Origin of the sequence: Pseudomonas sp. NA-150 (genome assembly GCF_044336365.1) — a bacterium.
Classification (GTDB): Bacteria; Pseudomonadota; Gammaproteobacteria; order Pseudomonadales; family Pseudomonadaceae; genus Aquipseudomonas.
This window is the reverse complement of record NZ_CP172305.1, coordinates 3,019,698-3,044,847: the sequence shown is the minus strand read 5'-3', so window position 1 is coordinate 3,044,847 and position 25,150 is coordinate 3,019,698. Positions and strand designations below refer to the sequence as shown.

Sequence of the window (25,150 nt, the reverse complement as noted above, 5' to 3'; positions counted from 1 at the left end):
CTGCACAGGTCCGAGTTCCGCCACCCTCAAATCGCAGGCAAAGAAAAGCCCGGCCAGAGCCGGGCTTTCCTTGTAGAGGCTTAACTCAGATTACTGAGCTTTTGCTTCTACTTCAGCTTCTACGCGACGGTTGATCGCGCGGCCAGCTTCAGTTTTGTTGTCTGCGACTGGACGGGATTTACCGTAACCAACCGAGCTCACACGACCAGCGCCAACACCGTACTGGTTAACCAGAACAGTTTTAACGGCGGTTGCACGACGCTCAGACAACTTCTGGTTGTAAGCGTCAGGACCGACGTTGTCGGTGTGACCTTCAACAGTAGTGGTGGTCTGTGGGTACTGCTTCATGAAGTCAGCGAGGTTCTTGATGTCAGCGTAGCTGTTAGGCTTGACCACGGACTTGTTGAAGTCGAACTTCACGTCCAGCTGAACACGTACAACCTGTGGAGCTGCTTCTACTGGAGCTTCAGCAACTGGCTCTGGAGCCGGTGCTGGAGCCGGTGCTGGAGCTGGCTTGGAGCCGCCACCGAAGTTCACGCCCAGACCAATGGTAGGAGCGTAGTCCCAACGGCCATTGTCCAGTTTGTAGTCAGCTTCAACGCCTGCACGAGCGTACAGGTTGTCGGTGATGTACCACTTGGCACCTGCACCGATCTGCGCGAAGGTAGAGCTGTCACGACCAGAATGGCCATCAGCTTCAACGTTGGTCATGCTCTGGTGAGCAAAGCCGCCGGAAACGTATGGACGGATAGCGTCGCCAACAGTACCGAAGTGGTACATACCAGTCAGCGTAGCTTTATCGCCGTTGATTTTCTGCCAGTCGGCGTTGTCCGAGCGAGTGTAATCGTGCTTCTGGTAGCCCAGGATCACTTCTACATCGTCAGTAATGAAGTAGCCGGCGGAGATGCCAGGTGTGCGACCGTCTTCAACGTGTTTGACGCTGTCGTTGTACGTCTTCCCGTAGAAGACTTCACCCTCGACCGCGCCTTGGCCTTGCGCCAGAACGCCGAACGAAGTTGCGGCAACAACAGTACCAATGGCAAAGCCCAAGGTGTTTTTCAGTTTCATCCGTTAAATCCCCATCTGGTGATTGTTAAGAAGCCCCTCGTACCGAAGGACAACTCGTCGGCAAGTCTAACAGAACTTGCCTGCACGTTAGAGATATTTACTCCGAGTTAAGTTTCGGTAATGCCCGTAAATTTCTCACGTAATTTATCAAGAGCCCTTTTGTACCGCATTTTCGTGGCACTCAGGCCCATATGCATGATGTCTGCGATCTCCTGAAACTCCAGCTCTGCGACAAATCGTAGCACCAGAATTTCCCGATCAATCGGGTTCACATGTACAAGCCAGCGATCAAGTCCACCCCGCTCTTCCGGTTTTGGCGTCTTTTCTTCAGACGCCTCCTCAAGTGGGTCGAGACTCAACGCGTCCATCAAGCGACGCTTTCGCCGCTCCTTGCGATACTGCGTAATACATTCGTTGTACGTGATGCTGTACAGCCAGGTTTTGAACTTCGATTTACCCTCGAAATTCTTCAATCCGTACAACACCTTAAGCATCACCTCCTGACAGACATCGTCAGCATCACGATCGTTCCCTAAATAACGTGCACAGACGTTAAAAAGTGTTCGTTGATAGCGACGCATCAACTCTTCATAGGCGCGTGTCACATGAAACAGCTCGACGTGCGCCCGCGCCACCAACTCCTCATCGGAGAGCTCGCGGGGGTCGTAGCGCATGGATAGCGATTGAGTTTTATTCAAAACAAGTCGTGCCGACAGTGGTCAATGTCCGCCACTGCCCGGGTTCCCGGTCATTTTGTGGCGGCATACTTTAGCAGGATTTGCCGGGTTAGCGGCTGCTCACTCGCTGCTCGAGGAGGATTCGGTTGGATAATGACACCAACTCACCCTCGTCGGTCAGCAGGGTGGTCTTCACCGTGCCAATTTCTTCGATCTGCCCTTCGACCTCGCCAACCCGCACTTGTTGCCCCACTTGGTACAACTCGCGCACATAAATTCCTGCCAGGATTTGCCCGGCGATTTCCCGGCTGCCCAGCCCCATTGCCAACGCAACGGCCAGACCAACGGTGATCAAACCAATTACGATCACGTGGTTGAGCAGGTCGGTTTTGACCTCCAACTGACTGATCGCGACCGAAATACTGATGATAATCACCAGCCCCTGGGCAATACGCCCCAGACCAGCCGAATAATCCAGCCCCACGCCTTCGGCTGCGCCGCGCACCAGGCCGTTGGCCAATTGCGCCAGCAACACGCCGACCAGCAGCACCAGCGCCGCGCCAAACACCTTGGGCACGTACAAGGCCAGCATGTCCAGCGTCGAGGAGACCCGCTCCAGGCCCAACGACTCGGCCGCCGAGACCAGGAAAATCAACAATACGAACCAGTAGACGATCTTGCCGACCAGCGTCGAAATCGGCACCTGGACCCCGGCACGGGCGATCAGCTTGGTCAGGCCGGTACCGCCCATCAACCGATCGAGCCCCAGTTTGGCCAGCAGCTTCGACAACAGCGTGTCGATCAGCTTGGCCACGACGAACCCCAGCAACACCACGATCAGTGCGCCGAACAGGTTCGGGATGAAGTTAGCGACTTTGGTCCATAACACCGTCATGGCGGTGACCAGGCTCTGCGTCCAGAGGTTGAGTTCCATGTTCAATCAGCCTTATCAGCAGGGCGAGCAGAAGAAAGGGTACGACGCGAGACAGGGGAAACGTGGGGCGAACCGTTGTTCAGCCCGATCATCAGCGCCTGCGACCAGCGGCCAAGCAGCTTGAACAGGTCCCCGGCACCGACCTGGCGGTTCGCGGTTTTCAGCACCCGCCCCAGGCAGGCATCGTCATCCCGGCTGGAGGACGACGAATTAAGCATGTCGCGCAGCGATTCTTCGAACGGATCGTGCATAGGTACCTCACGCAATATCACTGAAAGACGCCTCGGAAAATGTTCAGGTCACAAATCAATTGTTCGGTAGCGAAAAAAATTCAACACACCTGGAACATCAGACCCAGCGCAAACGGCGGAAAAGCCACCACTGCCCTACCCCGACGGCGCCCATGATCGCGCAGGCGATCAGAAAACCGTACGGGCTGCCAGAGCCGGGAATGCCGCCAACGTTGACCCCTAACAAGCCCGTGATAAAGCTCATGGGCAGAAAAATGCCCGTAATGATACCAAAACGGTACATCACCCGGTTCATACGTTCGTTTAGTCGTCGATCTTCGGTTTCCAGCACCAGGCCCACCCGCTCGCGGGTCAACTCAAGCTCCTCCAGGTAGCGAGTCAAGCTGTTGTGCACTTCATTCCAGTAATTGCCATCGTCTTCGACGAACCACTGAACCTTGTGCCGGGTGAGTTGCGCGTAGACCTCGCGTTGTGGCGCCAGAAAGCGCCGCAGACCGGCCGCGCGACGGCGAATATGCAGCATATCGCCATGATCGCAAGCGTACCGTTCGTCGGCGTCGATTTTTTCCTCTTCGTCGTCGACGAGTTCCGACAGCTCGCTGACCAACGCCTGGACCTTATCGGTCAGGAATTGCGCAAGATACAGGATCAATTCAGAGGACGTTTTGGGACCGGTGCCGGCGTTGAGGTGTTCGATCAACTCGTCCGTGGCACGCAGGGAGCGTAAGCGCAGGGAGATCACCTGTTGCGCCGAGGCAAAAATCCGCACCGAGACCATGTCTTCCGGCTCGGCTCCCGGATTCAGGTTGACCCCACGCAGAAACAGCAACAACTCGGCGTTGGGCAAAGGCACCAGACGCGGCCGGGTATTTTCTTCCAGTAGCAGGTCGCAACTGAACTCGCTCAGCCCGCTGGACTGGCGCAACCAGGTCTGAGTTTGCGGATGACTGCGATCCCAATGCAGCCAGACACTTTCGTGCGGCTGCAATTGGAGGTCTTCCAGTTCGGTTCGAGCGATGAAACGCGCCCCGCCTTGACCATCCAGTACCAGGGCATGAACCAGCCCCCACTGCGCGTTTGTTTCGTCGAACATTCGGTATCCTGTGAGGTGTGCGGTGCCCGGATCAGTCCGGCATTTTCAACGCAGTAGGGGAAACAATCACCCCGTTGTTGTCCGCATAGACGAACTCCCCCGGGCGGAAGGTTACGCCGGCAAAGGTCACGACCACATTGAGGTCGCCGATGCCGCGCTTGTCGGTTTTCAGCGGATGACTGGCCAGCGCCTGCACGCCGAGATCGGTTTGCGCGATCACATCGACATCGCGGATGCAGCCGTAGATCACCAGCCCTTCCCAACCATTTTTTGCCGCTTTTTCCGCCAGCATGTCACCCAGCAGCGCCCGACGCAGCGATCCACCGCCGTCGACCACCAGCACTTTGCCCTTGCCGTTGAGCTCGACTTGATCCTTGACCAGCGAGTTGTCCTCGAAACATTTAATGGTGACGATCTCACCACCAAACGAATCGCGACCACCAAAATTGCTGAACATCGGATCGACGACCTGCACCAGTTCCGGGTACGCGTCGCACAAATCGGGAGTGACGTAGTGCATGGGTGAACTCCTTGTGAAAAAGAACGACCCTGTCATGGGAAAATTCCCACGGGGCATGAAGAACCGCCTACAGCGAATCAACAGACGTACACACAGACCGCCATTAAGTGCCAATGTTCCTTTTTGCCACGCTAAAACACCTGAGTCTAGGCCTTTACTAGCCTACCGCCAGACGCTGCACCTGTGACTCACTGGTCAACGGCGCCGACTGATCCTGCAGCCAACGCTCCACCAAGGGCCAAACCTGAGCCTGCGCTCCCTTACTGACCAGCATTTCGACATGGCCAAAATCATCGCTGAATCCGTGCGCGCGCCCAAGGCAGACAAACTGACGCTGCTCTGAACCAAATTGGTCGCAGAGTTTGCGACACGCCCAGGCCGGGTCCTGCTCATCAGCCGCCGCGGCCACCGCCAATACCGGCACCCGGACTTCACTCAAGCCGGCCCACCAGTCACGGTCCTTGTCGCCGAAGCGATTGAACAGCCCGTACCAGCGCATGCTTTCCAGTGCCAGACCGATGGGTTCGTCTTCGGGTCCACGCTTGAGTCGCGAACCGGATATATGTGCGAAGCGCTTGAGCAACAAGCGACCGCCCCACTCCACCATCGGAATTTTCAACGGCCAATAGCTGCGACTGATCTGGCTGCCGAATAACGCCACAGAGGCCACGCCAGGCTCGCCAAGGTACTGACCGCCCAACGCCGCCGCCAACGTGATGCCGCCCAGCGAATGGCCTATCCAGTGCGGAATCTGCCCGCTTTGCTCACGGACAAACGCAGCAATCGCCGGCAGGTCATAACGGGCGTAATCGGCAACTCGGTTGTGACGATAAGCCTGGTTGCGCGCCGACAGGCCATGCCCGCGCATTTCCGGAATCCATACGTCGTAACCGGCGCGCGCCAGATGAGCCCCCAGGCCGATGCCTTTGGGCGAATACCAGAACCGTCGATTGGAGAAGCTGCCATGCAACAGCACCACCGGCACGCCACGGGTATTGGGCTGCGCGACCAGGCCAAGCCGGGTCACGGCCAGCTCGACACTGATGTCCGGGCTGTTGGCGGGTTTCAATCGGTATACGTCCTCGATCAGATCGCCACACCGCTCGGCGCTGATCAAGGCCACAGGAAATAGATCGCTACTGCTTTGCATTATTGCTCTTGCATAAAAAAGGCGGCTTTCGAAAAAACCGCCCTGAAAAAATGACCGACCCAACAACTTAATGCTGGGCCGGCGTTTCACACTATCCGTTCAGATCAAACCGGCGCTTGCGCTTCGGCCAGGAAGAACCAGGTTTCCAGCACGGAGTCGGGGTTCAACGAAACGCTTTCGATCCCTTGATCCATCAACCAGCGGGCCAGATCCGGGTGATCGGAAGGGCCTTGACCACAGATGCCGATGTACTTGCCCGCCTTGTTGCACGCCTGAATCGCGTTCGACAGCAGCTTTTTAACGGCTGGATTACGTTCGTCGAACAGGTGCGCAATGATTCCGGAGTCACGGTCCAGCCCCAGGGTCAACTGAGTCAGGTCGTTGGAACCAATGGAGAAGCCGTCGAAGAACTCGAGGAACTCTTCGGCCAGGATCGCGTTGGACGGCAGTTCGCACATCATGATGATGCGCAAGCCATTCTCGCCACGGGCCAGGCCGTTGGCGGCAAGCAGATCGATCACCTGACTGGCTTCGCCCAGGGTACGCACGAACGGCACCATGATTTCAACGTTGGTCAGGCCCATCTCGTTACGCACACGCTTGAGCGCGCGGCATTCGAGTTCGAAGCAGTCGCGGAAGCTTTCGCTGATATAACGCGATGCACCACGGAAGCCCAGCATCGGGTTTTCTTCTTCCGGCTCGTACAGCTTGCCGCCGATCAGGTTGGCGTATTCGTTGGACTTGAAGTCCGACAGGCGCACGATGACTTTCTTCGGCGCGAACGCGGCCGCCAGGGTGCTGATGCCTTCCACCAGTTTTTCGACGTAGAAGCCGACCGGATCGTCGTAGCCGGCGATGCGTTTGTCGACGCTTTCCTTGATGTCGTGCGGCAGGTTGGCGTAGTTCAGCAGCGCCTTGGGGTGCACACCGATCATGCGGTTGATGATGAATTCCAGACGCGCCAGGCCGACACCGGCGTTGGGCAACTGGGCAAAATCGAACGCACGGTCCGGGTTACCAACGTTCATCATGATTTTGAACGGCAGATCCGGCATGGCATCAACCGAGTTCTTCTTGATATCGAAGCCCAGCTCGCCTTCGAAGATGTAACCGGTGTCGCCTTCAGCGCAGGACACAGTCACGCCCTGGCCTTCTTTCAACAGTTCGGTGGCGTTGCCGCAACCGACCACCGCTGGAATACCCAGTTCGCGCGCAATGATCGCCGCGTGGCAGGTACGGCCGCCACGGTTGGTGACGATGGCGCTGGCGCGCTTCATCACCGGTTCCCAATCCGGGTCGGTCATGTCGGAGACCAGTACGTCGCCGGGCTGGACCTTGTCCATCTCGGAGACGTCTTTGATGATGCGTACTTTGCCGGCGCCGATGCGCTGGCCGATGGCGCGACCTTCCGCCAGCACAGTGCCGGTTTCCTTGAGCAGGTAGCGCTCCATGACGTTGGCCTGGGTGCGGCTCTTCACCGTTTCAGGACGCGCCTGAACGATGTACAGCTTGCCGTCGTCACCGTCTTTGGCCCACTCGATGTCCATCGGGCACTTGTAGTGTTTCTCGATGATCATCGCTTGCTTGGCCAGTTCGCTGACTTCAGCGTCGCTCAGGCAGAAACGCGCGCGATCAGCAGGCTCGACATCGATCACCTTGACCGATTTGCCGGCCTTGGCTTCGTCGCCGTAGATCATCTTGATCGCCTTGCTGCCCAGGTTGCGACGCAGGATCGCCGGGCGGCCAGCGGCCAGGGTGTTCTTGTGAACGTAGAATTCGTCCGGGTTGACCGCACCCTGCACCACGGTTTCGCCCAGGCCGTAGGCGCCGGTGATGAATACCACGTCGCGGAAGCCGGATTCGGTGTCGAGGGTGAACATCACGCCCGCAGTGCCGGTTTCGGAGCGGACCATGCGTTGTACGCCGGCAGACAGGGCGACCAGCTTGTGGTCAAAGCCCTGGTGCACACGGTAGGAAATCGCGCGATCGTTGAACAACGAAGCGAACACTTCCTTGGCCGCACGAATGACGTTTTCCACACCACGGATGTTGAGGAAGGTTTCTTGCTGGCCGGCGAACGAAGCGTCCGGCAAGTCTTCGGCAGTCGCGGATGAACGCACGGCTACCGCCAGATTAGGGTTACCGGCCGACAGCGCGGCGAACGCGGTGCGGATTTCGGCGTTGAGTTTCTCGGGGAACTCGGCTTCCATGATCCAGGCGCGAATCTGCGCACCGGTTTTGGCCAGGGCATTGACGTCATCGACGTCCAGCGCATCGAGGGCCGCATGGATCTGATCGTTCAAACCGCTCAACTCAAGGAAATCACGATACGCTTGAGCCGTAGTGGCAAAGCCACCGGGGACCGAAACACCGGCACCCGCGAGGTTACTGATCATCTCGCCGAGGGATGCGTTCTTGCCCCCCACATGCTCCACATCATGGACGCCGAGCTTATCGAGGGAAACTACGTACTCTACCAAGGTGATCTCTCCACTAACTGTGTTGGACTGTTGTTGGGAAAAGCTCAGGGCGCTGAAACTGCCAATAAAGCGGTTCCGGGCGTGTATGGCCTGGACCTGGAAAATAAGTGAGAATGCTGGCCATCCAGGCCGTAAGCCGGCCTATCATATCCAAGATTCGTCACTAGCTTAAGGCCCCGGCGCAAATGAAACGATCTGCTTTCTTCATCTCCGACGGCACAGGCATCACCGCCGAGACTTTGGGCCAAAGCCTGCTGGCACAATTTGAAACCATCACCTTCAGCAAGTTCACGCGACCGTACATCGACAGCGTGGAAAAAGCGCGCGCAATGGTACAACAAATCAACAGGGCCGCCGATAAGGACGAAGTTCGCCCGATCATCTTCGACACCATCGTCAACCAGGAAATCCGTGAGATTCTCGCGACTTCCAACGGTTTCATGATCGATATCTTCTCGACCTTCCTTGCCCCGCTGGAGCAAGAGCTTAGTTCACACTCGTCCTACTCGGTGGGCAAGTCGCACTCCATCGGTCACAACTCCAATTACATGGAGCGCATCGAAGCGGTGAACTTCGCCCTCGATAACGACGACGGCGCCCGTACCCATTACTACGACAAGGCCGACCTGATTCTGGTGGGTGTCTCGCGTTGCGGCAAGACCCCCACTTGTCTGTACATGGCCATGCAATTCGGCATTCGCGCCGCCAATTATCCACTGACCGAAGACGATATGGAGCGTTTGCAGTTACCGGCAGCGCTCAAACAACACCGCAGTAAACTATTTGGTCTGACTATTGATCCGGACCGCTTGACCGCCATTCGTCACGAACGCAAACCCAACAGCCGTTATTCCAGCTTCGCCCAATGTGAATTCGAAGTGCGCGAGGTGGAAAACCTGTTCCGCCGCGAGAATATTCCGCACATCAACTCCACGCATTTTTCGGTCGAAGAAATTTCCGCGAAAATTCTTGTGGAGAAAGGGGTGGAGCGGCGCTTCAAGTAACTCGTCGCCCTCTGTAGGAGCGGGCTTGCCCGCGATCGGTCGAGAAACGACCGCAAAATTGAGACAGGCTCCAAATTATCACTTGCCGTCCACATCTTTGAAGGTCGTTCCGACCTTATCGCGGGCAATCCCGCTCCTACAAGGCACGGCCGAATCAGACATATATCAGAACGAATCACCCGGCACGCGCACCCAACCTTCCATCAACACCCGCGCACTACGGCTCATGATCGCTTTGACCACAGTCCACTCGCCGTCAACCTGATTCGCCTCGGCACCCACACGCAACGTGCCCGATGGATGTCCAAAACGTACAGAGGTCCGCGGCCCACCACCGGCCGCCAGATTGACCAGCGTGCCCGGGATCGCCGCCGCAGTACCAATAGCCACCGCCGCAGTGCCCATCATCGCGTGGTGCAATTTGCCCATGGACATCGCCCGCACCAGCAGGTCGGTATCAGCAACCGTAACTGTCTTGCCACTGGACGACACGTACGCCGCAGGTTTGGCGACAATCGCGACCTTGGGTGTATGTTGACGCTTGCTTGCTTCGTCGACGTTCTGGATCAAACCCATCCGCACCGCACCATAGGCACGAATGGTTTCGAACAGCAGCAACGCTTTCGGGTCGCCATTGATCGCGCCCTGCAACTCGGTACCGGTGTAGCCGATGTCTTCGGCGTTGACAAAAATGGTCGGGATCCCGGCGTTGATCATGGTTGCCTTCAGGGTGCCGACACCCGGCACTTCCAGGTCGTCCACCAGGTTGCCGGTGGGGAACATCGAGCCGCCTGCGCCCTCTTCTTCTGCCGCTGGGCTCATGAACTCAAGCTGCACTTCCGCCGCCGGAAAGGTCACGCCATCCAGTTCAAAATCACCGGTTTCCTGTACTGCGCCGTCAGTGATCGGCACATGAGCGATGATGGTTTTGCCGATATTAGCCTGCCAGATACGCACCACGGCCACGCCGTTAAGTGGAATGCGACTGGCGTCGACCAAGCCATTGCTGACCGCAAACGAACCGACCGCCGCCGACAGGTTGCCGCAGTTGCCGCTCCAGTCGATGAACGGCTTGTCGATCGCCACCTGACCGAACAGGTAATCGACGTCGTGAGCGGCCTGGCTGCTTTTCGACAGGATCACCGTCTTGCTGGTACTGGAGGTCGCGCCGCCCATGCCGTCGGTCTGTTTCTCGTAAGGATCGGGGCTGCCGATCACCCGCAGCAACAAGGCATCACGCGCCGCGCCAGCAACCTGGGCGGCCGCTGGCAGGTCGTTCAGGCTGAAGAACACGCCTTTACTGGTGCCGCCACGCATATAGGTGGCGGGGATTCTAATTTGAGGAGCATGAGTCATGGGAATTTTGTCCTGAATAAGGTGAAAGCGGGACGTGATCGTCCCGCCTCGACACAGGGTTTAAACCGCTACAGCTGACTCAAGGAAGTCCTGAGCGAAACGTTGCAACACACCGCCCGCCTCGTAGATCGACACTTCTTCAGCGGTGTCCAGACGGCAGATGACCGGCACCTCCAGGCGCTCACCGTTTTTCCGGGTGATCACCAGGGTCAGCGTGGCACGCGGCTTGCGCTCACCGATCACGTCATACGTTTCGGTCCCGTCGATGCCCAGGGTGTGGCGATTGACCCCCGCTTGGAACTCCAGCGGCAACACACCCATGCCCACCAGGTTGGTGCGGTGGATACGCTCGAAACCTTCCGCGGCGATGGCTTCGACTCCTGCCAGACGCACGCCCTTGGCCGCCCAGTCGCGGGACGAACCCTGGCCATAGTCAGCGCCGGCGATGATGATCAGCGGCTGTTTGCGCTCCATGTAAGTCTCGATGGCTTCCCACATGCGGGTGACCTTGCCTTCCGGCTCAACGCGAGCCAGCGAGCCCTGCTTGACCTTGCCGTTTTCCAGCACCATTTCGTTGAACAGTTTCGGGTTGGCAAACGTTGCGCGCTGCGCGGTCAGGTGGTCGCCGCGGTGAGTCGCATAGGAGTTGAAGTCTTCCTCGGGCAGGCCCATTTTCGCCAGGTACTCACCGGCCGCGCTGTCGAGCATGATCGCGTTGGACGGCGACAGGTGGTCGGTGGTGATGTTGTCTGGCAGCACCGCCAGCGGACGCATGCCGGTCAGGCTGCGCTCACCCGCCAAGGCGCCTTCCCAATACGGCGGACGGCGGATGTAGGTGCTCATCTCGCGCCAGTCGTACAGCGGGCTGACCTTGGGACCGGTGTCTTCCTGAATGGCGAACATCGGAATGTAGACCTTGCGGAACTGCTCCGGCTTGACCGAGGCTTTGACCACCGCGTCGATTTCTTCGTCGCTCGGCCAGATGTCCTTGAGGCGAATTTCCTTGCCCTCGGCGTCGAGACCCAACACATCTTTCTCGATGTCGAAACGGATGGTGCCGGCAATCGCATAGGCCACCACCAACGGCGGCGAGGCAAGGAACGCTTGCTTGGCGTACGGGTGTATACGGCCGTCGAAGTTGCGGTTACCCGAGAGCACGGCGGTGGCGTACAAATCGCGGTCGATGATTTCTTTCTGGATCACCGGGTCCAGCGCGCCGGACATGCCATTGCAGGTGGTGCAGGCAAAGCCGACGATGCCAAAACCCAACTGCTCCAGTTCGTTGGTCAGACCCGCTTCGTCCAGGTACATGGCAACGGTCTTGGAACCGGGTGCCAACGACGACTTGACCCAAGGCTTGCGCGCCAGCCCCAGCTTGTTGGCGTTGCGCGCCAGCAGGCCCGCGGCGATCACGTTGCGTGGGTTGCTGGTGTTGGTGCAACTGGTGATCGCGGCAATGATCACCGCGCCGTCCGGCATTTGCCCCGGCACGTCATCCCAGTGCCCGGAAATGCCCTTGGCCGCCAGCTCGCTGGTCGCCAAACGTGCGTGCGGGTTGCTCGGGCCGGCCATGTTGCGTACCACCGAGGACAGGTCGAATTGCAGCCCGCGCTCGTATTGCGCAGCGCTCAAGCTGTCCGCCCACAGGCCGGTGAGCTTGGCGTAGTTCTCGACCAGTTGCACCTGCTCGTCTTCACGGCCGGTGAGCTTGAGGTAATCGATGGTTTGTTGGTCGATGTAGAACATGGCCGCCGTGGCGCCGTATTCCGGGGCCATGTTGGAAATGGTCGCGCGATCGCCCAGGGTCAGGGCCGCAGCGCCTTCACCGAAGAACTCCAGCCACGCCCCGACCACCTTCTGCTTGCGCAGGTACTCGGTCAGTGCCAGCACCATGTCGGTGGCGGTGATACCGGGTTGCAGCTTGCCGGTCAGTTCCACACCGACGCTTTCCGGCAGGCGCATCCACGACGCGCGGCCGAGCATCACGCTTTCGGCTTCCAGGCCGCCAACGCCGATGGCGATCACACCCAGTGCATCGACGTGCGGGGTATGGCTATCGGTGCCGACACAGGTATCCGGAAAGGCCACGCCGTCACGCGCCTGAATCACCGGCGACATTTTCTCCAGGTTGATCTGGTGCATGATGCCGTTGCCAGGCGGGATCACGTCGACGTTCTTGAACGCCTTCTTGGTCCAGTTAATGAAGTGGAAACGGTCTTCGTTACGACGGTCTTCGATGGCGCGGTTCTTGGCGAACGCGTCCGGATCGAAGCCGCCGCGCTCAACGGCCAGCGAGTGGTCGACGATGAGTTGGGTCGGCACCACCGGGTTGACCTTGGCCGGATCACCGCCTTGATCGGCGATGGCATCCCGCAGGCCGGCGAGGTCCACCAGCGCGGTCTGGCCGAGGATGTCGTGGCACACCACGCGGGCCGGGAACCACGGAAAGTCGAGGTCGCGCTTGCGGTCGATCAGCTGGCTCAGGGACGCATTCAGCGTCGCAGGGTCGCAGCGGCGTACCAGGTTTTCCGCAAGGACGCGGGAGGTATAAGGCAGGGTGGCATAAGCCCCAGGCGTGATCGCCTCGACTGCCGCGCGGGCGTCGAAGTAATCCAGTCGGGTGCCGGGCAACGGCTTGCGGTTTTCAGTGTTCATGCGCTGGGACTCAATCACGGAATATTCAAATAAGGCGAGATGGGGATCGCTAGGATGCCCGGCGAATCCCCACTCCCGGTCAGCGCTGTTCGATTGGCACGAACTTGCGCTGCTCGACGCCGGTGTATTCGGCGCTCGGGCGGATGATGCGGTTGTTGGCCCGTTGTTCGAACACGTGTGCAGCCCAGCCGGTCAGGCGCGAGCAGACGAAAATCGGGGTGAACAGCTTGGTCGGGATGCCCATGAAGTGGTACGCCGAGGCATGGTAGAAGTCCGCGTTCGGGAACAATTTCTTTTGTTCCCACATGGTCTTGTCGATCGCCACAGACACCGGGTACAGCACGGTATCGCCCACTTCGTCGGCGAGTTTTTTCGACCAACCCTTGATCACTTCGTTACGCGGATCGTTGTCCTTATAGATCGCGTGACCGAAGCCCATGATCTTGTCCTTGCGCTCCAGCATTGCCAGAGTGCCCTTGACCGCTTCTTCGGCCGAACCGAAACGCTCGATCATTTCCATCGCCGCTTCGTTGGCGCCGCCGTGCAGCGGGCCACGCAGGGTGCCGATGGCCGCCGTGACGCAGGAGAACAGGTCCGACAGGGTCGAAGCACACACCCGCGCAGTGAAGGTCGAGGCGTTGAACTCGTGCTCTGCGTAGAGGATCAACGACACATCCATCACCTTGCGGTGCAGGTCGCTCGGCGGCGTATCCAGCAACAGGTGCAGGAAATGCCCGCCGATCGAGGCTTCATCGGTCACGCAGCTGATACGCACGCCGTCGTGGCTGAAGCGATACCAGTAGCACATGATCGCCGGGAACGCGGCCAACAGGCGGTCGGTCGATTCGCGCTGGTGATCGAAGCTGGCTTCCGGTTCCAGGTTGCCGAGCATCGAGCAGCCGGTGCGCATGACGTCCATCGGGTGGGTATCGGCCGGAATGCGTTCCAGCACTTCCTTCAGGGTTTGCGGCAGGTCACGCAGGCCCTGAAGTTTCTTCATATAAGCAGACAGCTGGCTCTGGGTTGGCAGCTCGCCGTACAGCAGCAGGTAAGCCACTTCTTCGAAACGCGCCTCGGCCGCCAGTTCACGCACGTCGTAGCCACGATAGGTCAGGCCAGCACCGGCCTGCCCCACGGTCGACAATGCCGTTTGCCCAGCCACCTGGCCACGCAGGCCTGCTCCGCTCAATACTTTTGCATCAGCCATTGCTTTCTCCAATCTTGGAATTATTCGGGAAACGGCAATCTCGTCCGATCCACTTTAGCCCTGGATAATCTCCAGAGTTACTTCTTGGTCGCGAACAACGCGTCGAGCTTCTGCTCGAAGGTGTGGTAATCGATGGCGTCGTACAGCTCCATGCGGGTCTGCATGGTGTCGATGACGTTTTTCTGGGTGCCGTCGCGACGGACTGCGCGGTAGACGTTTTCCGCCGCCTTGTTCATGGCGCGGAACGCTGACAATGGGTACAGAACGATGGACACGTCGGCAGAACGCAATTCATCGACGGTGTACAGCGGCGTCGCGCCAAACTCAGTGATGTTAGCCAGAATCGGCGCGCCGACCCGGGCAGCGAACAGCTTGTACATGTCCAGCTCAGTGATGGCTTCCGGGAACACCATGTCGGCGCCGGCTTCGATGCAGGCTGCGGCGCGGTCCAGCGCCGATTCCAGGCCTTCAACGGCCAGCGCATCGGTGCGAGCCATGATCACGAAGCTGTCATCGGTACGGGCGTCGACTGCCGCCTTGATCCGATCGACCATTTCTTGCTGGGTGACGATTTCTTTATTCGGGCGATGGCCGCAACGCTTGGCACCGACCTGATCCTCGATGTGGATCGCCGCCGCGCCGAACTTGATCATCGAACGCACGGTGCGCGCCACGTTGAACGCCGAAGAACCAAAACCAGTGTCGACATCCACCAACAGCGGCAAGTCGCACACATCGGTGATGCGGCGCACGTCGGTCAGTACATCGTCCAGCCCGGTAATGCCCAGGTCCGGCAAGCCCAGGGAACCTGCAGCGACCCCGCCACCCGAGAGGTATATGGCCTTGAAGCCAGCGCGTTTGGCCAACAGAGCATGGTTGGCGTTGATCGCGCCGATCACCTGCAGGGGTTTTTCGCTGGCGACAGCGTCACGGAAGCGCTGACCGGGAGTCGATTTGGCAGAACTCATTTTTCACCTCGGGTTGTCGTTGGGGTCGCCTGATAGTGGCGCTCAATATTGCGTTTCGATGCGCCAATGTGGCGGCGCATCAATAGCTCGGCCAGTTCACCGTCACGGTCGGCAATGGCATCAAGAATGCGGTGGTGCTCGGCAAATGCCTGACGTGGCCGGTTAGGCGTCGCCGAGAACTGGATGCGGTACATGCGCACCAGTTGGTACAGCTCGCCGCAGAGCATCTGGGTCAAGGTGCGGTTACCGCTGCCCTGGATGATGCGGTAATGGAAATCGAAATCGCCTTCTTGCTGGTAATAGCCAACCCCTTTCTGGAACGCGGCGTCGCGCTCGTGGGTTTCCAGCACCCGGCGCAGCTCGTCAATTTCCTCAGGAGTCATGCGCTCGGCGGCCAGGCGACAGGCCATGCCCTCCAGTGACTCGCGAATTTCGTACAGCTCGATCAGCTCGGCATGGCTCAGCGAAACCACGCGGGCGCCAACATGGGGAATCCGCACCAACAGGCGCTGGCCTTCCAGACGATGGATCGCCTCACGCAGCGGGCCACGGCTGATGCCGTAGGTGCGGGCCAGTTCCGGCTCGGAAATTTTACTGCCCGGCGCGATCTCGCCCTTGACGATTGCGGCCTGAATGCGGCGAAAGACGTTTTCGGACAACGTCTCTGAATCATCCTGGGTCGGACCTGCAACTTCCATCGTGTCCAGCATATTGTTGACACCTTGCTAAGCAGTTGCGCCAAAATTAGCTTTCCACGACCTATACGTCAACGTAAAAATCAACATTGTCGACAATCGTCCGATAGCTGACGTTTATGACGCCCGTTACATAAGGATTATTCCTACAGTCTGTGTCGGCCACTGCCATGGCTGGCGCTCGATGATGCTCATGCTAGAATGCGGCCCGGATCTGTCGACTGAAACCGATGCCACAGCCTGTCTGCCGCTGGCACCCCGTTCGCGGCCTGACGCAGATGCACAAGGAAGCTTGCGCGCAAGGTGAAAACGCCCTCGCCCCGACGATCGTCATTTCACTGCGCCAGGACTTATGAGACTTACGCCCTTCCCCATTTTGCTCTGTCTATTGTTTTTATCCGGTGCGAGCATGGCCGCCGACAAGACAGTCTATGGCCTGACCGAATACGCGACGCTTGCGGATATCAACCTGGACGTGGCGGCCAAACTCGACACCGGCGCGAAAACCGCCTCCCTCAGTGCCCGCGACGTCAAACGCTTCAAGCGCGACGGCGAGCATTGGGTGCGCTTTTACCTGGCCATCGACGACGCCCACCAACACCCGATCGAGCGCCCACTGGCGCGCGTCAGCAAGATCAAGCGTCGGGCCAGCGACTACGACCCTGACGACGAGAAAAAATACACGGCCCGCCCGGTGATCAGCCTCGACGTGTGCATGGGCAACGAATTACGCACCATCGAAGTCAACCTGACCGACCGCAGCGCCTTCGAATACCCGTTGCTGATCGGCGCGGACGCCTTGAAACATTTCGACGCGTTGGTCGACCCCAGCCTTAAATACGCCGCTGGCAAGCCTGCCTGTGCGGCCACTGCTCAAATTTTAGAGTAACTTCATGCGCGCTCTTACCCTCCATCTGAAAATCCTGATCGCGGTCCTGGTGACCCTGGGCGTCGCGATCACGGCCTATCAGATCTTCGCCCTGGGCATTCCCGTGACCGAGGATGAAACCGACGACTTGTGGAACATCGATGCCAAAGTCGAGTTCGTCGCCAACCCGAAGGACCCGGTGAAGATCCAGATGTTCGTTCCACCCTTGAGCCATGACTACGTCAGCCTCAATGAGAGCTTCATCTCCAACAACTACGGGGTCAGCGTCAATCGCGTCGATGGCAACCGCAAGGTCACCTGGTCGGCCCGCCGTGCTACCGGCAACCAGACCCTGTATTACCGCCTGGTACTGACCAAGCGCTACACCGGCGACAAATTGAAGATCAAAGGCCCGACCTTCCGCGACAGCATCGCCATTGAAGGTCCGGAAAAAATCGCCGCCGACGCGTTGCTGGCACCCATTCGCCAGCACTCGGCCGATGTCGAAACCTTCGTCACCGAGACCATCAAACGGGTAAATAACCTCAGCGACGACAACGTGAAGTTGCTGCTGGCCGGCGATACCTCCACCTCGAACAAGGCCCGCATCACCGAACTGCTGCTGTCGGTGGCCCATGTGCCGGTGGAAAAGGCCCATACCATCCGGCTGGTAGCCGATCAACCACAAACCCCGGAGCTGTGGCTGCGCAGTTTCAACGGCAAAGCGTGGCTGTACTTCAACCCGGACAACGGCGAGCAAGGCCTGCCGACCGATCGCCTGTTGTGGTGGGTCGGTGACGAAAACCTGATCAGCGTCGAAGGCGGCAAGAAGGCGACCGTCAACTTCAGCCTCAACAACAGTGAAATGAACGCCATCCGCCTGGCCAAGCTGACCGACGAAAACACCGCCGGCGACTTCCTCGGTTATTCGCTGTACGGCTTGCCGCTGCAAACCCAGCAAACCTTCATGATCATGGTGATGATCCCGATCGGGGTGCTGGTGATCCTGATCCTGCGCAACCTGATCGGCCTGGAAACCCTGGGCACCTTTACCCCGGTACTGATTGCCCTGGCATTTCGCGAGACGCAACTGGGGTTCGGCATCGTACTGTTCACCCTGATTACCGCGCTCGGGTTGTCACTGCGCTCCTACCTCGAACATTTGAAACTGCAAATGCTGCCGCGCCTGTCGGTGGTGCTGACCTTCGTCGTGGTGCTGATCGCCGCCATCAGCCTGTTCAGCCACAAGCTGGGCCTGGAACGCGGGTTGTCGGTGGCGCTGTTCCCGATGGTGATTCTGACCATGACCATCGAACGGCTGTCGATCACCTGGGAAGAACGTGGCAGCGCCAATGCAATGAAAGTCGCGATCGGTACGCTGTTCGCCGCCTCCCTGGCGCACATCATCATGAGCGTCCCGGAATTGATCTACTTCGTGTTCACCTTCCCGGCGATCCTGTTGATTCTGGTGGGCTTCATGCTGGCCATGGGGCGTTATCGCGGCTATCGCCTGACCGAGTTGATCCGCTTCAAAGCCTTTATCAAGGACGAGAAGGAACAGGTCAAATGATCGGCTGGTGGAAAACCTGGAAAGCGCTGGAAGCCCAAGGGATCATGGGCATCAACCGGCGCAACGCGGATTACGTGCTCAAGTACAACAAACGCGGCCTGTACCCGATCGTCGATGACAAGATCATCACCAAGCAACGGGCGATAGAGGCCGGCATCCACGTGCCGGAAATGTACGGGGTGATTTCCACGGAAAAGGAAATCGACAACCTCGACGCGATCATCGGCGGTCGCGACGACTTCGTGATCAAACCGGCCAAGGGCGCAGGCGGCGATGGCATTCTGGTGATTGCCGACCGTTTCGAAGAGCGCTTTCGCTCAATCTCCGGCCGGATCATCAGTCGCGAAGAGATCCAGCACCAGATCTCCAGCATTCTCACCGGGCTCTACTCACTGGGCGGCCACCGCGACCGCGCCTTGATCGAATACCGGGTCACCCCCGATCAGATCTTTCGCAGCATCAGTTATGAGGGCGTGCCGGATATCCGAGTCATCGTGTTGATGGGTTATCCAATCATGGCCATGCTGCGTTTACCGACCCGCCAATCCAACGGCAAGGCCAATCTGCACCAAGGCGCCATCGGTGTCGGGGTCGACCTGGCCACCGGCGTGACCCTGCGCGGCACCTGGCTCAACAGCATCATCAGCAAACACCCGGACACCACCAACGCGGTGGATGGCGTGCAACTGCCGAATTGGGACGGTTTCATGAAACTGGCCGCCGGCTGTTTTGAGCTATGCGGCCTGGGTTATATCGGCGTCGACATGGTGCTGGATCAGAACAAAGGCCCGCTGATTCTCGAGCTCAATGCCCGCCCGGGGCTGAACATCCAGATTGCCAATGACTGCGGCCTGACCCACCGCACCCAGGCCGTGGAGCAGCGCCTGGAGCAGTTGGCGCTCAACGAGGAGGTGGACACCGTCGAACAACGGGTGCGCTTCGTGCAAGAACTGTTTGGCCATGTGCCGGTGGTTTCCTGACATCCCCTATGAGTCAGTCCTGCAGAGGACTACAATCGCCGCCCGCACCCCGATCACTGATTGTTTTCAATGCCGACCTGTTCCGTACACCCCCTGCCCTACACGCCCAATCCTGCTGAGTACTTTGCGCGGATTCGCCATGCGCCGGGGGCCATCTTGCTCGACAGCGGCCGGCCCAGTGCCGAGCGCGGCCGCTACGACCTGTGCAGTGCCTGGCCGCTGCAAGCCTTCACCGCCGACAGTGGCGAAACCGGTAGCGCTTTTCTCCAGCGGCTGCGTGACAGCCTGGAAGGTCTGGGCCGCGCCGAGTTGCCCGCGCACTGCGCACTGCCGTTTGCCGGAGGTCTGATCGGCTACCTGAGCTATGATTTCGGCCGACGCCTTGAACCACTGCCGAGCCTGTCGGTCGACGACCTGCAACTGCCCGATGCTCGTATCGGGCTGTATGCCTGGGCGCTGATCAGCGACCATCAGACGGCTACCAGCCAGTTGGTATTTCACCCATCGCTGGCGGACGCCGAGCGCCAGCGGCTGCTTGAGCTGTTCACTCTGCCGACTACCGAAGAAGACCCGGCCTTTCGTCTCAAAGGCCCGTTTCGCACCAGTATCAGCGCCAATGATTACCGCCAGGCCTTCGAGCGGGTGCAGTCCTATATCCAGGCAGGTGACTGCTATCAGATCAATCTGACGCAACGCTTCCAGGCGGATTACGCAGGCGATCCCTGGGCCGCGTATTGCACATTGCGCCAAGCCTGCCCGACGCCGTTTTCCGGTTTTCAGGCACTGCCCGATGGCAACGCCATACTCAGCCTGTCGCCCGAGCGCTTCGTGCGGGTCAGCAACCGCCTGGTGGAAACCCGCCCGATCAAAGGCACTCGCCCGCGCGGGGTCTCGCCAGGTGAAGACGCAGCGTTAGCCGCCGAGTTGCTGGCCAGCAGCAAGGACCGCGCGGAAAACCTGATGATCGTTGACCTGTTGCGCAACGACCTGGGCCGCACCTGCCAAATCGGCTCGGTGAAAGTCCCCGAGCTGTTCAGCCTGGAAAGCTACCCCAACGTGCATCACTTGGTCAGCAGCGTGACAGGCGAACTGGCAGCCGACAAAGATGCTCTGGACCTGATAGCCAGCAGCTTCCCCGGTGGGTCAATCACCGGCGCTCCGAAAATCCGCGCAATGCAGATCATCGACGAACTGGAGCCCACCCGTCGCGGCCTGTACTGCGGCTCGTTGATCTACCTCGACGTGCGCGGCGAAATGGACAGCTCGATTGCCATCCGCAGTTTGTTGGCCAAGGATGGAACGGTCTCATGCTGGGGTGGAGGCGGGATTGTCGCGGACTCGGATTGCGAGGACGAGTATCAGGAGTCGTTGACCAAGGTCAGGGTGTTGCTGGATACGCTGGAGAACCTGTAGACGCCTATATCGCCTGGACTGACGCCTTCGCCAACACGTTGGCGAATGGCTTGATGCGGTGGATCTGGCTGATTACACACTTAACTCCCGATTCGACGCCTTGATGAACTCCATCTTCAAATCCTCAAAAGTGTGCACCGCCGGAAACTGCGGGAACTCTCGGATCACATTCTCCGGCGCATGGAACAGAATGCCGGCATCGGCCTCGCCCAGCATGGTGGTGTCGTTATACGAATCGCCAGCGGCGATCACTCGGTAGTACAGGCTCTTGAAGGCCAACACTGACTGGCGCTTGGGATCTTTCTGACGCAATTGATAGTTGACCACGCGCCCCGTCTCGTCAGTGATCAGGCGATGACACAACAGCGTCGGAAAGCCCAGTTGGCGCATCAGCGGCTGCGAGAACTCATAGAAGGTGTCGGACAGGATCACCACCTGAAACCGCTCGCTCAGCCAGTTGACGAACTCGATGGCGCCGTCCAGTGGTTTCAAGGTCGCGATCACTTCCTGAATATCCGTCAGTTTCAGGCCATGCTCGTCAAGGATTCGCAGGCGCTGCTTCATCAACACGTCGTAATCCGGAATATCCCGGGTGGTCGCCCTCAGGGATTCGATTCCGGTTTTTTCAGAAAAGGCGATCCAGATTTCCGGGACCAGCACACCTTCGAGATCGAGACAGGCAATTTCCACAGAGCACTCCTTCAGGGTACGACCAAAGAAGCGCAACTCTAGCCGCTGAAACAGCGCCACGCCAGCCGCTCAAAACGCCAAGTGGTCGAAGGTTTTTGTTACTATCGCGTCCATACGAGCGCAAAGCGCCAAATCTGTAGGAAGCCTCCTGATGAGCCAACCCTTCGACGTCGCCGCCCTCGCCGCGACTTACGCCAACAAGTCGTCCCAGGACATTTTGAAACTGGCCTTTGAGCATTTCGGTGATGAGCTGTGGATCTCCTTCAGCGGTGCCGAAGACGTGGTGCTGGTGGACATGGCCTGGAAACTCAACAAGAACGTCAAGGTGTTCAGTCTCGACACCGGCCGTCTGCACCCTGAAACCTACCGTTTCATCGAGCAGACCCGCGAACACTACAAGATCGACATCGAACTGATCTCTCCGGATCAGCGCGCGCTGGAACCCTTCGTCAAGGAAAAAGGCCTGTTCAGTTTTTACAAGGACGGCCATGGCGAATGCTGCGGGATCCGCAAGATCGCGCCGTTGCGCCGCAAACTGGAAGGCGTCACCGCCTGGGCCACGGGTCAGCGCCGGGATCAAAGCCCGAGCACCCGTAGCGAAGTCGCGGTGGTGGAAATCGACAGCGCGTTCTCAACGCCCGAGCGCACCCTGTACAAGTTCAACCCGTTGGCGCAAATGACCAGCGAAGAGATCTGGGGTTACATCCGCATGCTGGAGCTGCCGTACAACAGCCTGCATGAGCGTGGTTTCATCAGCATCGGCTGCGAGCCTTGCACTCGCCCGGTACTGCCACGCCAGCACGAACGCGAAGGCCGCTGGTGGTGGGAAGAAGCTACGCAAAAAGAATGCGGGCTGCATTCGGGGAATTTGATCGCGAAGGTTTGAATCCCATCGCGGGCAAGCCCGCTCCTACAGAAGAGCGTATTACCCTGTAGGAGCGGGCTTGCCCGCGATAGCTTTTGATCAATGCACCGGCAATTCCACGCCAGCGAACAGCTCTTCCAGTTCCTGCTTGTTGTGGCACTGAATGGCTTTGGCCATCACGTCACGGGTCAGGTGCGGGGCGAACTTCTCGATGAAGTCGCACATGAAGCCCCGCAGGAAGGTGCCGCGACGGAAGCCGATCTTGGTGATGCTCGCTTCGAACAATTCGCTGGCATCCAGCACCACCAGATCACTGTCGAGCTTGGCGTCCACCGCCATTTTAGCCACGATACCCACACCCAGGCCCAGACGAACGTAGGTTTTGATCACGTCGGCGTCAGCTGCGGTAAACACTACTTTCGGCGTCAGGCCACGATGACTGAAGGCCTCGTCCAGCTTTGAACGACCGGTAAACCCGAACACGTAGGTCACGATCGGGTATTCGGCGAGGATTTCCAGGGTCAGCTTGGGCACCTTGGTCAGCGGATGGCCTTGCGGCACCACGACACAGCGGTTCCAGCGATAGCACGGCATCATCACCAGATCACCGAACAGCTCAAGGGCTTCGGTGGCAATCGCGAAATCCACGGTACCATCAGCGGCCATCTCGGCGATCTGCATCGGCGAACCCTGGTGCATGTGCAGCGCCACGTCAGGGTATTGCTTGATGAAATTGCTGATCACCGGCGGCAACGCGTAACGCGCCTGGGTGTGGGTGGTGGCAATCGACAGCGTGCCTTTTTTCTCGTTGGAAAACTCTTGAGCAATCTGCTTGATGCTCTCGACCTTGCGCAGGATCTCTCCGGCCGTGGTAATAATTCTTTCGCCAGCCGGGGTCACCCGAGTCAGGTGCTTGCCGCTGCGCGCAAAGACCTCGACGCCCAATTCGTCTTCAAGCAAGCGAATCTGCTTACTGATGCCCGGCTGAGAGGTGTACAGGCTCTGAGCCGTTGCCGAAACGTTGAGGTCGTGGTGCGCCACTTCCCAGATGTAGCGCAATTGTTGAAGCTTCATATGTATCCCTCAAAGCGGTAGACGCCACGATCGTCAGCGACGGTATATAACTATATTAATGGTCGGAGGAATAAAGCTAGAACTTTTTTATCATTTTTGACAGCCCAAGGACCCAACCTGCTGTGTCGAAAGGATTTATTGGCGTACCCGATGGTGCAACATCGGCACCATGTACACCGGAATCTCGGACAATTGCAGGACCTTGGCCGCGGTGCGCCCCAGCGGGGTGTCGCCCTCGGTGCCATGACTGTGACTGCCGACCACCAGCAAGTCCACGCCCAGCTTTTGCGCCTGTTCAAGGATTACGTTGGAAGGATCCCCCTGAATCACGCGAACGCTGCGGATCAATTCCAGGTCCTGATGGCCCTCCCCCAACTCATCCCTGAAGCCGTCCAGCACCCGTTGTTCGATGCCTTCCATGACGGTGTTGAGTCCTTGACTGCGCAACTCCTTCAACACGTCTTCATCAAGATAGCTCTGTAAAACCGACTCGGCGAACAACCCCATGGGTTCCACCACGTGGATCACGTACAACTCGGCATTGAAGGTTCGAGCCAGCGCCAAGGCATGCTGCAGAACATAGGGCGCATACAGCCCCAGGTCCGTGGCATACAGCATCGAACGAATCATGTGACCTCCTCGACTGCCAATAATGGCGGAGATTGACTCAGCTTAGCAGCGCCTTGGCGACTGCGGCGGCCAGCGCCCATTGAGGCGACGAGGGTTCAAGTATTGAGTTCATTACTGATGCCATGGGGTACGTGACCGGTGGCGACCACCTCCCGCGCCTTTTCACAGTGACCCGGTTGGTCATCGAAAAATACGTCGGCGGCAAACGCTTCGAGAAAGGCCGACTTCTCCAGCCCGCCCAAAAACAACGACTCGTCGAGGCGGATATCCCATTCACGCAAGGTCCGAATCACCCGCTCATGGGCTGGCGCCGAACGGGCGGTGACCAGTGCTGTGCGGATCGGACAGGTGGCTTCGGGAAACTCGCGTTGCAGCAGGTTCAAGGCCGCCAGGAAGGGTTTGAACGGTCCGCCCCGTAACGGCTCGCGAGCCGACTCACGTTCACTGGCCTGAAACGCCTCCAGGCCACCGGATTGATAGACCCGCTCGGAATCGTCGGAAAACAGCACTGCATCACCGTCGAAGGCGATACGCAGCTCGGCGCTGGCGGCACGTCGTGCGCCGCCGGACAAAATGGTCGCAGCGGCGAAACCGGCACTCAACGCGCCACGTACGTCTTCAGCGTGGGTGGAGAGAAACAGATGACAGCCGAACGCCGCCAGATACGGATAAGGACTGCGCCCGCCGACAAACGCGGCGCGAGTGATGTCGAGGCCGTAGTGCTGGATCGAATTGAACACTCGCAGGCCGGTGTCCGCGCTGTTGCGTGAGACCAGAATCACTTCGACTCGCGACTCCTCCAGGCGGCCATTGAGGCTCAGCAGTTTTTCCACCAGCAGATAGGCGTCACCCTGCTCGAGGATTTCCTCCTCATGCTCGATCTGATACTTGCGATAGGCCTCGACCCCGTCAGCCATGTACACCGCATGGCTTTCCCGCAGATCGAACAAGGCGCGGGAAGAAATGGCCAACACCAGTTTATTGCCGAGACCTGTCGCCATA

23 protein-coding genes are annotated in these 25,150 nt (G+C 58.9%); 6 read left to right on the top strand and 17 right to left on the bottom strand.

All coding sequences use genetic code 11. The features are described from left to right. Nucleotides 1-90: 90 nt before the first annotated feature. The 8 genes from ACF0H7_RS14520 to ppsA form a co-directional block, all read right to left on the bottom strand. Nucleotides 91-1,068, bottom strand: coding sequence for an OmpA family protein (locus ACF0H7_RS14520; RefSeq protein WP_397453429.1), 978 nt, complete (start codon nt 1,066-1,068; stop codon nt 91-93). Between the two features lie 107 nt (nt 1,069-1,175). After that, entirely contained in the window at nt 1,176-1,766 is a 591-nt protein-coding gene (sigX, locus tag ACF0H7_RS14515; protein ID WP_397453428.1) for an RNA polymerase sigma factor SigX, read from the bottom strand. Nucleotides 1,767-1,854: 88 nt separating this feature from the next. After that, nucleotides 1,855-2,679 carry a mechanosensitive ion channel domain-containing protein gene (locus ACF0H7_RS14510; protein ID WP_397453427.1) on the bottom strand — a complete coding sequence of 275 codons (825 nt, stop codon included), beginning with the start codon at nt 2,677-2,679 and terminating at the stop codon, nt 1,855-1,857. Nucleotides 2,680-2,681: 2 nt separating this feature from the next. Further along, nucleotides 2,682-2,930 carry a CrfX protein gene (locus ACF0H7_RS14505; protein WP_397453426.1) on the bottom strand — a complete coding sequence of 83 codons (249 nt, stop codon included), beginning with the start codon at nt 2,928-2,930 and terminating at the stop codon, nt 2,682-2,684. 97 nt (nt 2,931-3,027) lie between these two features. Beyond that, a complete protein-coding gene (locus ACF0H7_RS14500) occupies nt 3,028-4,023 on the bottom strand; it encodes a zinc transporter ZntB (RefSeq protein ID WP_397453425.1) in 996 nt (331 codons plus the stop codon). A gap of 31 nt (nt 4,024-4,054) precedes the next feature. Next, nucleotides 4,055-4,543 (bottom strand): ribonuclease E activity regulator RraA, encoded by a 489-nt coding sequence (gene rraA, locus ACF0H7_RS14495; protein WP_397453424.1) that lies wholly within the window; start codon nt 4,541-4,543, stop codon nt 4,055-4,057. Nucleotides 4,544-4,700: 157 nt separating this feature from the next. Next, on the bottom strand, nt 4,701-5,693 hold the full coding sequence (locus ACF0H7_RS14490) for an alpha/beta fold hydrolase (RefSeq protein WP_397453423.1): 993 nt from the start codon (nt 5,691-5,693) through the stop codon (nt 4,701-4,703). Nucleotides 5,694-5,797: 104 nt separating this feature from the next. Then, nucleotides 5,798-8,173: a phosphoenolpyruvate synthase gene (ppsA, locus tag ACF0H7_RS14485; RefSeq protein WP_397453422.1), complete on the bottom strand. Its 2,376-nt coding sequence runs from the start codon at nt 8,171-8,173 to the stop codon at nt 5,798-5,800. A 185-nt stretch (nt 8,174-8,358) separates the two neighbouring features. Between ppsA and ACF0H7_RS14480 the strand changes: the two genes are divergently transcribed. Next, a complete protein-coding gene (locus tag ACF0H7_RS14480) occupies nt 8,359-9,177 on the top strand; it encodes a pyruvate, water dikinase regulatory protein (RefSeq protein ID WP_397453421.1) in 819 nt (272 codons plus the stop codon). Between the two features lie 165 nt (nt 9,178-9,342). Here ACF0H7_RS14480 and prpF read toward each other — a convergent pair whose 3' ends face one another. The 5 genes from prpF to ACF0H7_RS14455 form a co-directional block, all read right to left on the bottom strand. After that, a complete protein-coding gene (gene prpF, locus ACF0H7_RS14475; RefSeq protein ID WP_397453420.1) occupies nt 9,343-10,533 on the bottom strand; it encodes a 2-methylaconitate cis-trans isomerase PrpF in 1,191 nt (396 codons plus the stop codon). 60 nt (nt 10,534-10,593) lie between these two features. Beyond that, nucleotides 10,594-13,188 carry a Fe/S-dependent 2-methylisocitrate dehydratase AcnD gene (acnD, locus tag ACF0H7_RS14470; protein WP_397453419.1) on the bottom strand — a complete coding sequence of 865 codons (2,595 nt, stop codon included), beginning with the start codon at nt 13,186-13,188 and terminating at the stop codon, nt 10,594-10,596. 79 nt (nt 13,189-13,267) lie between these two features. Continuing rightward, a complete protein-coding gene (prpC, locus tag ACF0H7_RS14465; protein ID WP_397453418.1) occupies nt 13,268-14,395 on the bottom strand; it encodes a 2-methylcitrate synthase in 1,128 nt (375 codons plus the stop codon). Nucleotides 14,396-14,472: 77 nt separating this feature from the next. Next, on the bottom strand, nt 14,473-15,363 hold the full coding sequence (gene prpB, locus ACF0H7_RS14460; RefSeq protein ID WP_397453417.1) for a methylisocitrate lyase: 891 nt from the start codon (nt 15,361-15,363) through the stop codon (nt 14,473-14,475). Next, nucleotides 15,360-16,073: a GntR family transcriptional regulator gene (locus tag ACF0H7_RS14455; RefSeq protein WP_397453416.1), complete on the bottom strand. Its 714-nt coding sequence runs from the start codon at nt 16,071-16,073 to the stop codon at nt 15,360-15,362. The genes prpB and ACF0H7_RS14455 overlap by 4 nt, the downstream gene beginning before the upstream one ends. Before the next feature lie 337 nt (nt 16,074-16,410). Here ACF0H7_RS14455 and ACF0H7_RS14450 point away from each other — a divergent pair, with 337 nt between their 5' ends. From ACF0H7_RS14450 to pabB, 4 genes are all read left to right on the top strand, one after another. Further along, nucleotides 16,411-16,947 carry an ATP-dependent zinc protease gene (locus tag ACF0H7_RS14450; protein WP_397453415.1) on the top strand — a complete coding sequence of 179 codons (537 nt, stop codon included), beginning with the start codon at nt 16,411-16,413 and terminating at the stop codon, nt 16,945-16,947. Between the two features lie 4 nt (nt 16,948-16,951). After that, the gene (locus ACF0H7_RS14445; protein WP_397453414.1) at nt 16,952-18,496 is read left to right on the top strand and encodes an inactive transglutaminase family protein; all 1,545 of its coding nucleotides are present in this window, start codon (nt 16,952-16,954) and stop codon (nt 18,494-18,496) included. Continuing rightward, the gene (locus ACF0H7_RS14440; RefSeq protein ID WP_397453896.1) at nt 18,496-19,476 is read left to right on the top strand and encodes an alpha-L-glutamate ligase-like protein; all 981 of its coding nucleotides are present in this window, start codon (nt 18,496-18,498) and stop codon (nt 19,474-19,476) included. The genes ACF0H7_RS14445 and ACF0H7_RS14440 overlap by 1 nt, the downstream gene beginning before the upstream one ends. 69 nt (nt 19,477-19,545) lie before the next feature. Then, nucleotides 19,546-20,889, top strand: a complete 1,344-nt coding sequence (pabB, locus tag ACF0H7_RS14435; protein ID WP_397453413.1) for an aminodeoxychorismate synthase component I — start codon at nt 19,546-19,548, stop codon at nt 20,887-20,889. Nucleotides 20,890-20,961: 72 nt separating this feature from the next. Here the strand turns inward: pabB and thrH are convergent, their stop codons facing one another. Then, complete coding sequence (gene thrH / locus ACF0H7_RS14430) at nt 20,962-21,579, bottom strand: bifunctional phosphoserine phosphatase/homoserine phosphotransferase ThrH (RefSeq protein WP_397453412.1); 618 nt, start codon at nt 21,577-21,579, stop codon at nt 20,962-20,964. Between the two features lie 151 nt (nt 21,580-21,730). Between thrH and ACF0H7_RS14425 the strand changes: the two genes are divergently transcribed. After that, on the top strand, nt 21,731-22,465 hold the full coding sequence (locus tag ACF0H7_RS14425) for a phosphoadenylyl-sulfate reductase (RefSeq protein ID WP_397453411.1): 735 nt from the start codon (nt 21,731-21,733) through the stop codon (nt 22,463-22,465). 78 nt (nt 22,466-22,543) lie between these two features. Here ACF0H7_RS14425 and cysB read toward each other — a convergent pair whose 3' ends face one another. From cysB to ACF0H7_RS14410, 3 genes are all read right to left on the bottom strand, one after another. Beyond that, on the bottom strand, nt 22,544-23,518 hold the full coding sequence (gene cysB / locus ACF0H7_RS14420) for an HTH-type transcriptional regulator CysB (protein WP_397453410.1): 975 nt from the start codon (nt 23,516-23,518) through the stop codon (nt 22,544-22,546). Between the two features lie 135 nt (nt 23,519-23,653). Continuing rightward, on the bottom strand, nt 23,654-24,148 hold the full coding sequence (locus ACF0H7_RS14415) for a universal stress protein (RefSeq protein WP_397453409.1): 495 nt from the start codon (nt 24,146-24,148) through the stop codon (nt 23,654-23,656). A gap of 95 nt (nt 24,149-24,243) precedes the next feature. Beyond that, nucleotides 24,244-25,149, bottom strand: a complete 906-nt coding sequence (locus tag ACF0H7_RS14410; RefSeq protein WP_397453408.1) for a 5'-nucleotidase — start codon at nt 25,147-25,149, stop codon at nt 24,244-24,246. Between the last annotated feature and the right edge of the window lies 1 nt (nt 25,150).